Source organism: Okeania sp. SIO2B3, from assembly GCF_010672525.1.
In the GTDB taxonomy this organism is placed as follows: domain Bacteria; phylum Cyanobacteriota; class Cyanobacteriia; order Cyanobacteriales; family Microcoleaceae; genus Okeania.
Window position 1 is genome coordinate 33,913 of sequence record NZ_JAAHGH010000053.1, and the last position, 12,569, is coordinate 46,481.

General features: G+C 37.0%; 10 protein-coding genes. 4 read left to right on the plus strand and 6 right to left on the minus strand.

Going from position 1 to position 12,569, the window contains the following annotated elements; all coding sequences use genetic code 11:
- Window positions 1–629 precede the first annotated feature (629 nt).
- Together F6K15_RS25105 and F6K15_RS25110 are read right to left on the minus strand one after the other, a co-directional pair.
- Window positions 630–2,378 (minus strand): serine/threonine-protein kinase, encoded by a 1,749-nt coding sequence (locus tag F6K15_RS25105; RefSeq protein WP_293065875.1) that lies wholly within the window; start codon window positions 2,376–2,378, stop codon window positions 630–632.
- A 513-nt stretch (window positions 2,379–2,891) separates the two neighbouring features.
- Window positions 2,892–3,140, minus strand: a complete 249-nt coding sequence (locus F6K15_RS25110) for a Ycf34 family protein (protein ID WP_293065877.1) — start codon at window positions 3,138–3,140, stop codon at window positions 2,892–2,894.
- A gap of 332 nt (window positions 3,141–3,472) precedes the next feature.
- Here F6K15_RS25110 and F6K15_RS25115 point away from each other — a divergent pair, with 332 nt between their 5' ends.
- The 4 genes from F6K15_RS25115 to F6K15_RS25130 all read left to right on the plus strand — a co-directional run bounded on the left by F6K15_RS25115 (window position 3,473) and on the right by F6K15_RS25130 (window position 5,814).
- Entirely contained in the window at window positions 3,473–4,723 is a 1,251-nt protein-coding gene (locus F6K15_RS25115; RefSeq protein WP_293065880.1) for a CCA tRNA nucleotidyltransferase, read from the plus strand.
- A 331-nt stretch (window positions 4,724–5,054) separates the two neighbouring features.
- Entirely contained in the window at window positions 5,055–5,219 is a 165-nt protein-coding gene (locus F6K15_RS25120; RefSeq protein WP_293065883.1) for a hypothetical protein, read from the plus strand.
- 71 nt (window positions 5,220–5,290) lie between these two features.
- Window positions 5,291–5,506 carry a hypothetical protein gene (locus F6K15_RS25125; RefSeq protein WP_293065885.1) on the plus strand — a complete coding sequence of 72 codons (216 nt, stop codon included), beginning with the start codon at window positions 5,291–5,293 and terminating at the stop codon, window positions 5,504–5,506.
- Between the two features lie 143 nt (window positions 5,507–5,649).
- On the plus strand, window positions 5,650–5,814 hold the full coding sequence (locus F6K15_RS25130) for a hypothetical protein (RefSeq protein ID WP_293065888.1): 165 nt from the start codon (window positions 5,650–5,652) through the stop codon (window positions 5,812–5,814).
- Between the two features lie 75 nt (window positions 5,815–5,889).
- Here the strand turns inward: F6K15_RS25130 and F6K15_RS25135 are convergent, their stop codons facing one another.
- From F6K15_RS25135 to F6K15_RS25150, 4 genes are all read right to left on the minus strand, one after another.
- Complete coding sequence (locus tag F6K15_RS25135) at window positions 5,890–7,002, minus strand: mechanosensitive ion channel family protein (protein ID WP_293065891.1); 1,113 nt, start codon at window positions 7,000–7,002, stop codon at window positions 5,890–5,892.
- Between the two features lie 47 nt (window positions 7,003–7,049).
- Entirely contained in the window at window positions 7,050–8,339 is a 1,290-nt protein-coding gene (locus F6K15_RS25140) for a sensor histidine kinase (protein WP_293065893.1), read from the minus strand.
- 331 nt (window positions 8,340–8,670) lie between these two features.
- Entirely contained in the window at window positions 8,671–11,748 is a 3,078-nt protein-coding gene (locus F6K15_RS25145; RefSeq protein ID WP_293065895.1) for an ATP-binding protein, read from the minus strand.
- A gap of 369 nt (window positions 11,749–12,117) precedes the next feature.
- Window positions 12,118–12,569 (minus strand): sensor histidine kinase (locus F6K15_RS25150; protein ID WP_293065898.1); only part of this gene is annotated, 452 nt, incomplete at its 5' end.

Genomic DNA, 12,569 nt, shown 5'->3' on the forward strand with positions numbered 1-12,569 from the left:
ACTACTTGTATGAATTCCTAAACCGTATTTTTTATCTGTATTTGTCATTGATTTTGAAGGAAGAAGGAAGAGGGAAGAAGGAAGAAAGAAGAAGGAATATTAACTTGATTTTTGGCTAAAATCAATTTTACTACTTGTATGAATTCTTAAACCGTATTTTTTATCTGTATTTGTCATTGATTTTGAAGGAAGAAGGAAGAAGGAAGAAGGAAGAGGGAAGAAGGAACAAGGAACAAAGAAAGAAGATTAACTTGATTTTTGGCTAAAAGCAACTTTACTACTTGTATGAATTCCTAAAAGGAAGAAGGAAGAGGGAAGAGGGAAGAAGGAACAAGGAACAAAGAAAGAAGATTAACTTGATTTTTGGCTAAAATCAATTTTACTACTTGTATGAATTCTTAAACCGTATTTTTTATCTGTATTTGTCATTGATTTTGAAGGAAGAAGGAACAAGGAAGAAGGAAGAGGGAAGAGGGAAGAAGGAACAAGGAACAAAGAAAGAATATTAACTTGATTTTTGGCTAAAATCAACTGTTATACCAGGGGTGATAAATATTTTCTACAAATACTTCCGGTGTCAGTATAAGCAATTTTTCCTTCTGCCTTCTGCCTTCTGCCTTCTGCCTTCTTCAAATTTCCTCTCTAGCATAAAATATTGGTAAAGCCACAAATAAGCAACCTAAAAGCAACCCAAAAATATCAGAAATCCATAATTTTCCCCCTAACAAACCCACGATTAAAAATACTGTTGCCACAGTAGAAAATAAATTATTAGTCGCCAATTTATTCTGTTTTATAACCTGATGTTTAACCGTAATAAAAACTGATGCAATTATCACAGCAATTATCGGATGCCAAATAATTATCCGATAGCCAAAAATAAACCAAGCAAAAGCAAACATCAAAGCATCTAACCAAAATTCTTTTTCCTTAAATCTAGCCAACCAAAAATTCTGAGTTCCTAACTGTGAGAGCTGAACGAAATGCTCATTTTTTTGTAATCTCAAAATTTTATTTTTCCACCTAGCTTTACGGTCCATTCTCAATATTTGTTGCCACTCTGGCACAGTCTTACCCTGAAGCTTACCTAGTAATTTAACCTTATCTATATTTTGCAATCTTAAATCAGTTAACTTCGCAGAAATAGTCTTTAAAATTTGAGCATAATTAGTCTTTTTTCCTGGATTTCTACTAATAACAACAGTCAAAGTTTTTTTGACACGACTCACCTGAACTTTAACCGACTCATTAGCCAAAATTTCCTGCAACTCCCGTCTAATTTCTGCTTGCTCAGTCAACTTTTTCGGCACTGCTGAAGAAGGAGAGAAATAAACATTTTCCATATAATTAGACTGAGGGTTAAGATGTCTAATAATAGCAGTGGCAGAATGATAACGTCGATTTGTTGCACCTTCCAACATCTTGTCTAAAATTAGACCGAGTTCTTTACTAACAGGCATTTTTAAATAATCTCGCCATACCCACTTACTATTTCTACTATCAAACAAATCAAAAGGTGAAACTTGAGTCAAAAGATGAATACAAGTAATACCCAAACTATAAATATCGCTAGCGAAAACTGCTTTACCCATAAGTTGTTCGGGAGCGGTATAAGCAGCACTACCAATAATAGTTCCAGTTTTAGGTAAACCTTTTTTTTCTACTAACTTAGCAGCACCAAAATCTACTAAAACCAGTTGACCAGTAGTGCGACGAATAATATTTTCTGGCTTAAGATCTCGATGAATAACTTTAGACTTATGTACAAACTGTAATACTGGCAATAAATCATTTAACAATTCCCGAATTTTAGCTTCAGTAAAGACACCTTTTTCTGCTAATTCTTGAGCGAGATTTTTGCCTTCAATATATTCTTGAACTAGATATTGTTGCCCATCCTTTTGAAAATAAGTCAGCAGTTTGGGTATTTGAGAATGAATACCTAGAGTTTTTAACCGTTGTGCTTCTTGCAGGAATAATTCTGAAGCTTTTTGAATTTTTGTCTTTATTTGAAGAGACTCACTGCCAGAAATTTTTTCTGAAGATTGAAGAGAATTTTGGTCATAATGGTAATAATTTGTATTCTGAGGAAAAAACTGTTTAATTACACAAACTTGTCGAATAGAATCTTTTTCATCTACCGCTAAAAAAGTTCTACCAAAACCACCTTGCCCAATTAATTTAAGAATACGGTAGCGAGACTGGTTAGCTATTTTGAGATTATTATCTGGCGAAGTAATAATTTTATTTGTTTCTATTTTTTCATCTTCAGCACTTAGTGGAGGAATTAGTAACAATGGTGAGTTGCAACTCTGACAAAATTCAGCCTTAGTAGGATTTTGTGGATTTTTGCAGGTGGGAAAGTAGCAATAACTCATTAGAATAAAATAGGAGATAGGAGATAGGAGATAGGAAAAAGGAGACAGGAGACAGGAGACAGGAGACAGGAGACAACCCACCCCTAGCCCTTCCCCCTCCCAACCCACCCCTAACCCCTCCGGTGGAGGGGAGGGGAGAAATGGCTTGGGAGCGAGGAGGTAGGAGTAAAAATTGTCCCAAAGTTGTTCTGCCCAAATCTTACCTAAAATACTAACTTTTTGAGTGTTTTAGAATGAAACAGGCGCACTTTTTTTGATTCCAAAAAGGCTAAAATCTTTATATGTTAATGCTTTTAGATTTATTCAGCAGAGCAATAATTAATTATTAATTATTAATTGTTGAACCCCCCTCTATCTATAAAAAGGAGGGGAAATAAAGGGGTGCATCTCATAGCAAGCAAAAATACTTTTTTCCTATATATTCCCTGTTCCCTGTTCCCTGTTCCCTAAAAGCGATAAATTTTTGGCTTGATTCAAAATTGAGATGCACCCAAATAAAGAATTAGAATTACCTTAAGTAGGGATAAGTTCACCTGGTCTTAATTTTGCCCATTTACCCATTTCTTCTTTAAAACTTTCACAACCAACAACATCCCACTCCATTTCAATTTCATTATTTTGAGGACGAATGTTAACATTGATTGTAGGTTCAACCGGTTCAAAGTCTGGATTTTCTGTTAAATGAAGTTGTTCGTGCTGAGTTTCTACAGCATGGTAGGTGACACATCGATCTACATAGTGGCAGTTAACACAAATACACATTTTTAAGTACCTCGTTGATGCTAAATTCTAATCTTAATTGATGCAATAATTCCCTATTTTAATGATTTTATGAGTGTATATTCTAGCTCAAATTAATTTTATCCTGTATGATTTTTTACTCAGAAGGAATATATAGCAATCTTAATTTGACCTGTGAGATATTTTAGAGTTTGAGGGAATAGGGAAAAGTCAAATTCTCACTAGAGATTTAGGACTGCTATAGATAGTATATAGAAGCCATTTGGTATCTTGACTTTTATATCCTTAAATATCTAGGTTAATCTAAAATCTATGTTGGATATATTGCTTTAGTTAGTTGATTTTTTTGAGCAATGTTGATAAATTCACTGTCTGCTTTATCTCCGGAAAATTGGCCATTTGACCGAAAAATGTTGCCCCAACCTGTTTATTTGGTCGGTGGATCTGTGCGGGATGCTTTGCTGAAGCGCAAAAGTGATTATTTGGATTTAGATTTTATTCTCCTCGACCAAGCAGTTAATATTGCCAGAAGTATTGCGAAACAGTATCAAGCAGGGTTTGTGGTATTGGATGCCGAACGAAAAATTGCTAGGGTAGTATTTAAAGAGACTACAGTTGATTTTGCTGAAATTGAAGGTAATAGTCTGGAAGAAGACTTATGGCGACGAGATTTTACAATAAATGCGATCGCTTATAATCCTTTTAATGATGAGGTGATAGATTTATTTAATGCTCTGAAGGATTTACAGGATGGTATCATTAGAATGGTAAGGTCTGCTAATCTCAGAGATGACCCTCTGCGACTATTACGCGCATATCGTCAAGCAGCGCAGTTAGATTTTATTATTTCACCAGAAACTCAAACAGTTATTCGAGAGTTTGCACCTTTGCTGACCCAAGTTGCAGCAGAAAGAGTGCAGACAGAATTAGGTTATTTATTGAGTCATCCCCAAGGTATGGTTTGGATAGAAAAAGCTGGGAAAGATGGTTTACTTTCTAGTTATTTTCCTACTGCGGGAGAAAATTGGGAAATAGCAAAACAAGTAGACATAGTAGCAGAGGAGTTAGGAAAAAATTGGTCTCAGTTAAAAGATGAGTTAGCAAGGGGGGTGCGCGATACAGTAAAAACCTCTTTATTGGCGATCGCTAAATTAGCAATATTAGTTAATTCCGATCCAGAAAAAGCGGAAGTTGAGTTGATGGGGTTGAAGTATAGCAATGCAGAAATTAGAAGTACAATAGCAGTTATTAAAGGTTTAGCTAAACTGTCAGAAATAGAAATTTCTCAAATGTCTGTCAGAAAGCAATATTTTTTCTTTCAAGAAATAGGAAAAAATTTTCCTGCTCTAGCAGTTGTAGGAGTAGGAAAAGGAATATCCATAACAGAAATTGATTGTTTAATTAAACGTTATATTAATCCAGAAGACCCAGTTGCTCACCCCACTCCTTTGTTGAAAGGAAATGATTTAATTGCAGCTCTAAAATTACCTAAAGGTCCGATAATTGGTCAACTATTAACAGAAATTCAAATAGCACGAGCTGAGGAGAAGATTTTTACTAAAGCTGAAGCAATTCAATTAGCAGAAAAATTAATTCAATCCTGAAGGAAGAAGGAAGAAGGAAGAAGGAAGAGGGAAGAAGGAAGAGGGAAGAGGGAAGAAGGAAGAGGCAACAAGATTAATTTTCAAAGATATATAGTGAGTCTATCCCCCCTAACCCCCCTTGGAAAGGGGAGGACTGGAGTAAGTATTTTTCGGTTTTATTTTCCGATCATCAATGTAGAAGTTTAGTTTCCAAAACCATAGGAAATTTCTCAATTTATCCTACTAATTTCTGCTGAAGAAGGAAGAGGCAACAAGATTAATTTTCAAAGATATATACTGACTCCTCCCTGATTATTTATAACTATTCAACCGGAAATTATCTTAAATTATATTGCCTAATTTTCACGATACTGCCAAGTTTTATAAGTTTCTGTATCACTCAAAATATTCACATAAAATAAATCTATTCCCTCCTGCTCCAATCAAGCCAATATTGCCAAATTTAGAAGGAAGAAGGAAGAGGGAAGAGGGAAGAAGGAAGAGGCAACAAGATTAATTTTCAAAGATATATACTGACTCCTCCCTGATTATTTATAACTATTCAACCGGAAATTATCTTAAATTATATTGCCTAATTTTCACGATACTGCCAAGTTTTATAAGTTTCTGTATCGCTCAAAATATTCACATGAAATAAATCTATTCCCTCCTGCTCCAATAAAGCCAATATTGCCAAATTTAGAAGGAAGAAGGAAGAAGGAAGAAGGAAGAAGGAAGAGGCAACAAGATTACAGCGCTTTTCAGTTGAGTAGACCACAAAACTGTTGTAGGAGTAATGAGTAATGAGTAAGGAGTAAGGAGTAATGAGTAAGGAGTTAGTATCATTGTGGTTTATTCATATGAAAACCGCTGTAATTTTCAAAGATATATACTGACTCCTCCCTGATTATTTATAACTATTCAACCGGAAATGATCTTAAATTATATTGCCTAATTTTCACGATACTGCCAAGTTTTATAAGTTTCTGTATCGCTCAAAATATTCACATAAAATAAATCTATTCCCTCCTGCTCCAATCAAGCCAATATTGCCAAATTTAGAAGGAAGAAGGAAGAGGGAAGAAGGAAGAAGGAAGAGGCAACAAGATTAATTTTCAAAGATATATACTGACTCCTCCCTGATTATTTATAACTATTCAACCGGAAATGAACTTAAATTATATTGCCTAATTTTCACGATACTGCCAAGTTTTATAAGTTTCTGTATCACTCAAAATATTCACATGAAATAAATCTATTCCCTCCTGCTCCAATAAAGCCAATATTGCCAAATTTAATTGGTCATAAGCACTCGAATAATTCTTTAAATCATTAGTAAATCCAATTACTCTAATAACACGAGCATTTCCTTGACATCCCTCAAATCTAACTGAACAAGAATCATATAAAATATCAATTGATTTTGGTATTTCTCGAATTTTATCCCTGATATGAGCTATTTTTTTAGATGAAATACCATCAATTTTAATATACGACATAAAAGCTCCTGTCTTATTTTCAATTGGCTGTTGAGAGAAACTTTTGATGCTACCATCAATCATTTTAGAGTTAGGAATTTTCTGGGTAACTCCCTCATCGGGTATATAAATTGTTGTACTTCTAATACCTATATGTTGTACAGTACACTTCAGACCACTTGGCAGTAAAAGCCAGTCATTTACTCGATACAAAGCGTCAGTATAAATTATAATTGTCGCTACCCAATCAACAATAACATCCTTAAATAATAAGCCTAATGACAGACCAAAACCGCCGATTAAACCAAATATTGCAGTAGCAGAAGTTCCTAATAATACTTCTCCTGCTTTTAGGGCAAAAATTACTATGGCAGTTAACCTCAATAGTTTCGGAATATAGGGGCTAATAATATCATCTAATTCAGTGTCTGTTTGAGCTGATAAAATTCTCAAAAATCCTCCTACAATTGGAGATGTACGGTAGATAATTAGTGTGACATTACCTACTATTGCTAGGCTAATAATTCCTGTAATTGTTTGATTGAATTGGGGAGAAATATAATCTGTTAAGATTAATTGTATAACTCGAAATCCCAGTAAATATATGAACCATGCGATAGGTTCTTTAATAACTGCAATTAATTGATCGTCAAGGGTGGTTTTTGTATTACGAGTTGAAGCCTCAATTCGCTTAATTACAATTGTGGTTAATAATTGTTTTAAGGCTAATGTGGCTATTAAAACCAGGACTATAAAAAATATTATTCTTACTGGTATATTCAGAATTGTGAGATTTTTGATGGTTTGCCAAATTGCTTCCATAATTATCAGATATTAGTCAAGTGGAGTTCAATAATACCATATTGGGTTTAACAGTTATAATTTAAAAAGGAAGAAGAAAGAGGTAAGGTGATGATGAATTCAGTTCCTTCTCCTAGTTCAGAGTTAACTTGAATTATACCACCATGTTTTTCTACCACAATTTGACGAGCGATCGCTAACCCTAATCCTGTTCCTTTCCCTATTGCTTTAGTCGTAAATAGATGATCAAAAATCTTAGCTTTCACTTCCTCAGAAATTCCTTTGCCATTATCTGCGATCGCAATTTGCACCCATTTATCTATCAATTGCGTCTTAATGGTAATGCGATGAGGAACGGCTTGATTTTCTGTATCTATTCTCAGTTCTGATTCATCTAAAGCATCAATGGCATTGGCAATAATATTCATAAACACCTGATTGAGTTGTCCAGGAAAACAAGCAATTTCCGGAATCTTGCCGTAGTCAGTGACAATTTCAATGGCGGAACGATTTTCGTTAGCTTTGAGGCGATGGCGTAAAATCAGGATGGTGCTATTGATACCTTCATGTAAGTTAAAAGGTTTTTTTGTATCGCTATCAGCGCGGGAGAAGGAGCTAAGACTTTTGCTAATTGATTTAATGCGATCGCCTGCATCTTTCATGGAACTAACTAACTTGGGTAAATCTTCTCGCACATAGTCTAGGTCGCTCGCTTCGAGTGCTTCTTCAATTTCCGCACCGGGTTGAGGAAATTTCTCGTGATAGAGATCGATGATACTTAATAAATCGTTGATGTAATCTTGTGCGACACTGACATTACCGACAATGCAACCAACAGGATTATTGATTTCATGGGCAACCCCAGCCACTAATTGTCCCAGTGCCGAGAGTTTTTCCTGTTGTACCAATTGCACTTGAGCTTCTTGCAACGCCTGAGTGCGTTCATTGACCTGCTGTTCTAAAGTGTCGCTCAGTCGCTTTAATCGCCAGTGGACTTGGACGCGAGCTAACACTTCCGCTTCTTCAAAGGGTTTAGTGATGTAATCGACTGCACCTAATGACAAACCTTTGACTTTGTTTTCAGTATCAGCTATAGCAGTCATAAAAATGATTGGAATTCCTTTAGTTGCTTGATTTGCCTGAAGACGACTGCAGGTTTCAAAACCATCTATTTTCGGCATCTCAATGTCCAGCAGAATCAGGTCTGGGTGGTGGCGTTGCACTTGAGCTAGAGCATCTTCACCATCAACTGCCATGCGTACTTTATAGCCTGATGCTTTCAATGCTTTTGACAACACAGACAAATTAGTAGGGTTGTCATCTACAATCAAAATAAATGGTTGGGTTGGATTTGGCATTGATTTGTGTTCCTTATTATATAAAATCCGGTTATATCATGTCCGGATAATAGCGCGGTCAAAAAAACTTTTTCTTTCAAGACTTACGCACGGATACTAATATTATGTTCGGTTGAATACTTATAATATCTGTGGGCCAAAGGCAGAAGGAAGAGGGCAGAAGGTTTTTTATAACTGATTATCTGAACATGATATAAATCCCGTGAGGGCGAATGCCATTCGCCCCTACATATGGCGTTTTAAAGATTAATTTGCGTAAGTCCTGTCTTTATTCTTCTTTCTTCCCTCCTAACTCCTGAGCAATACGATAACTAATCATCCGGATTTGATCTTAAACGAGGTAGTTTTGGATAAATGCCCGCATTTGTTTGATTTCGCAAGCTTCTGCCAGGCGAATCAGTTCTTGGCTAAAGGCAGTAGTATTGGTATCCTGAAGTTGTTCGGTGATTTCAATGATGCCATCAAGTTCTCCATCTTGAGCTAATTCCCAGAGTTGCTGCAATATTTCTCTTTCAGGTGGCTGAATTTCATCGGAATCAACCTCAATATTTTGCTTCTCAGTGTTATGTGTGTTATAAATCCAATTTAATTGCAGATGTTTTTGCAGGAGTTCTAGTAAAGTATTGGCTTGTATTGGTTTAGGTAAGAAATCATTTCCCCCGGCATCTAGGCTTTTGTGGCGATCGCTCTCAAAGACACTGGCAGAGGAGACGATCACAATTTGGTTTTGCAGTTGGGGATGGAATACTCCTTCAGAGTCAATTCCTGAACGCAACTTATGCAAAAACTCAAACCCATCCATTACAGGCATAGATAAGTCAGTAATAATTAAATCCGGCGATGTTTTCAATACCTGTTCGATACCCTCTTTTCCGTTGTTAGCTTCGATAGTTTCAAAACCGATGGGTTCTAGAAGATTAATTAATACGGAACGGTTTTCCCAACGATCATCAATGACCAATATTTTGCGTTTATCGCCTTCGTAACCCTGAATGACGCCTTGTTCCATGACTCTCAAAGTAGCTGCCCAATTTTTCACTTCAGGCAGTTCTACTTCCCAACAAAAGGTGCTACCTTCACCTAATACACTTTGAACCTGGATTTCACTTTGCATCAACGCAGCAATTTGACGGGTAATAGTTAGTCCGAGTCCCGTGCCTTCTGCTTGCTTTTTACTATCGCCTACTTGCTCAAAAGGCAAGAAGATTTTTTCGATTTGTTCTGGAGTCATCCCCACCCCAGTATCTTCTATCTGAAAGCGAATTTTTGCCCCGATGGATTCAACCTTAAAAGTCACCCTACCCCGTTCGGTAAATTTAATAGCATTGCCCAGAAGGTTGATCGACACCTGACGCAAACGTTTTTCATCCGCCCAAACCCCTGTAGGTAATTGGGAGCTAACCTGGAAATTAAAAGTAATTCCTTTTTGTTCGGCACGAATGCGGATGATTTCGACAATACTTTGCAACAAGGAAGGCAGATGGATGGCTGTGGGATGCAGTTCTAATTTTCGGGCTTCGATTTTGGCAAGATCCAATATATCGTTAATTAGGTTCAGCAAGTGAGAACCTGATTGGTAGATAATATCGATGCCGTTTTGCCCTTTTTGGGTGAGAGGTTCGCTGCGTTTTAAGATTTGGGCGTAGCCAAGAATACCATTGAGCGGAGTGCGTAACTCGTGACTCATGCTAGCAAGGAATTCGCTTTTGGCTTGGTTTGCCCTGTCAGCAGTTTCTTTTGCTTGCTGAAGTTCCAAACTTGCTTGCTGAATTTCCTGAAATTTATCTTGCAGAACACTTGCCATGAGTTGAAAATTATTAGATAGGGTTTCAATTTCAGTAATTGAACTGGCTGGAATTTGTAGCGATTGATGTTCTGTGAGTTTATCGGGTAAATTGCTGGTGAGATTGGCAAGTTGCAGTAAAGGTTTGACTAGACTGCTACTAATGGGTTTTGCCAAAAGAGGTGCCAGGATAGCGATCGCCATCAGAATAGCGAAACTTTTGGTATAAAATCCCTCAAGTTTTACCAAATGGGAAGCAGTCGGTGTTTCGATCGCCACTATCCATGGAAGTTCATCGCCAATAGCGCTTTTATGCACGTAAAATGACTTTCTCCAGAGCCGGACTTTAGCTATGTTGGGAATATTCGGTACCCAAAGGTGGCTATTTTGATCGAGCCGATAAATTTCACCATTCCGGTCTCGATCGAAGGGTTGCCCTACTTTCAGTTCTTCGCGAGTGGTAGTAATGACCCGGTCTCGTAGATCTAATAAACTCACTAGCCGATTTGATGTAGACTGACTGGATAGCCATCTTTCTTTCAGGGTACTTACATCAATTTCTGCAACAAATTGACCCACTAGGTTGTCATCTTGCCAAATGGGTATACTCTGAAATATCGTCGGCGAATCGGATATCATCATCACCTCAGAGAGCATTGGCTGTTTTGCTGTGAATAAGGCCTGAAGTGGTAAACTGTTTAGTTGAGTAACATTTTGATTGGCGTTTTCGACAGTGGTTGAATTGAGAATCTGCCCATCTGTGTTTGTAATGTAAAGATTGCGGAAATCGGGAACGGTTTGTTGAGCAATTTGAATTATTTCCTGGAGTTGGGAACGGTTTGAACTATTCCGGAATAGATCGCTATCTTGAATATTGGATGCGAGTGCTTGCAACTTTTCCAGGTTGTGATGATACCAGTTATGTAGATCGGAACTGACATTTTTTCTGGTGTCTTCTAGGCGAACTAAAACGTTGTTCTCTTGAGCATAGGTAGCATCCTGACAGTTCCAAATGGTCAGTAATATTGCTGGTAGCAAGACAAAAGCTACTAGCAAATTCAGGAGGGTTTGCTCAAAGGCATGAGTTTTAATCTTCTTGATGCTAAACCATTGAACAATGGGTGTGTGAGTCAGAATCAGACTAGCAATTAAGGCATTGCAAATTTGATTGAGTGGATTTTTGAAGGAAATGAATAAAACACTTTGAGGGGGAATGTTAGCGACAAAGATATAGAGGAACCACAGGAGTGGAAATCCGATAATTCCCCAATAAAAAACATCGAGGAGTAATAAGTTGCTGCTGCGCCGTCGCAGCCCCCAACCGACAAAAATCGCTTCCAGGGTGTAGAGAATAAAGGCAGAGGGGTGGTGCCACAGCAAAATTGTATAGGAGCTGGAAATTGCTGCTGCTATTGTGCCCCAAGTAAACCCGTACAGTCTAACAACCAGCATGGTGAAAATACTGCCAAATAACCAGTCTATATGGAGAATTATGGGGATTTTTAAGTAATTACCCAGATACCCTGCTAACAGCAGGCAGAGCAAAACAATTGTCGTTCTCAACCAATGTTGGGACTGATTTTTGTTGCTGTGTGAGTTCCAAGATTCTGTAATATTTCTTGCCATTTTTTCCTTGATTAATGTTAAAATTTAGTATTAAAATAAATAGAGTTTGATAGAATTGTGGTAGTGCCGCTACGCGGAAGTTAAAAGTCAGTAGGGGCGAATGGCCATTCGCCCTTACGCATTGTATGAAGATCGAAGGAATTATATTACTCCGATTTCTTGGGAACCGTAGCCAATGGATTTGATATAAGATTTCGATATAGTTCCAGTGATTCTTTCATGTTTTTAGATTGTATAATTTCAAATAAAGACTTTTCTATAGCGTTTCCCAGGCTAATGAGGTACACCTATCTTTATTTCTATTCTATTCTCTCCATACCTGTTCCCTGTTCCCTGTTCCCTGAAACCTAGAATTTTGTACCTTATTGTTTACTGAAGAGGAAGGACAATTGTAAATTCTGTTCCTTCTCCAGGAGTTGAGGCCACATCAAGATTTCCTCCATGTTTCTGTTCGATAATTTGACGGGCGATCGCCAATCCTAAACCCGTCCCTTTTCCCACATCTTTAGTTGTAAATAAGTGGTCAAAAATCTTGGCTTTAACTTCTTCATTCATCCCCGGACCATTATCACAAATGGTAATTTTCACTCCTTGATTTTCTACTGAAGTTGTAATTTTAATTCGGTTGGGATTAACCTCAATTTCTGCAAAACTTAAACCAGTATTTGATTCATCTAAAGCATCAATAGCATTGGCAATAATATTCATAAATACCTGATTTAATTGACCGGGAAAACAATCAATTTTTGGTAAATCTCCATAATTTTTAATTACTTCAATAGCAGGACGATGTTGATTTGCTTTGAGGCGATGTTTGAGAA

Coding starts and splice junctions, on each gene's coding strand:
- F6K15_RS25110 (WP_293065877.1), bottom strand. CDS start 3,140: ATGTGTATTTGTGTTAACTGCCACTATGTAGATCGATGTGTCACCTAC.
- F6K15_RS25145 (WP_293065895.1), bottom strand. CDS start 11,748: ATGGCAAGAAATATTACAGAATCTTGGAACTCACACAGCAACAAAAAT.
- F6K15_RS25135 (WP_293065891.1), bottom strand. CDS start 7,002: ATGGAAGCAATTTGGCAAACCATCAAAAATCTCACAATTCTGAATATA.
- F6K15_RS25115 (WP_293065880.1), top strand. CDS start 3,473: ATGTTGATAAATTCACTGTCTGCTTTATCTCCGGAAAATTGGCCATTT.
- F6K15_RS25140 (WP_293065893.1), bottom strand. CDS start 8,339: ATGCCAAATCCAACCCAACCATTTATTTTGATTGTAGATGACAACCCT.
- F6K15_RS25105 (WP_293065875.1), bottom strand. CDS start 2,378: ATGAGTTATTGCTACTTTCCCACCTGCAAAAATCCACAAAATCCTACT.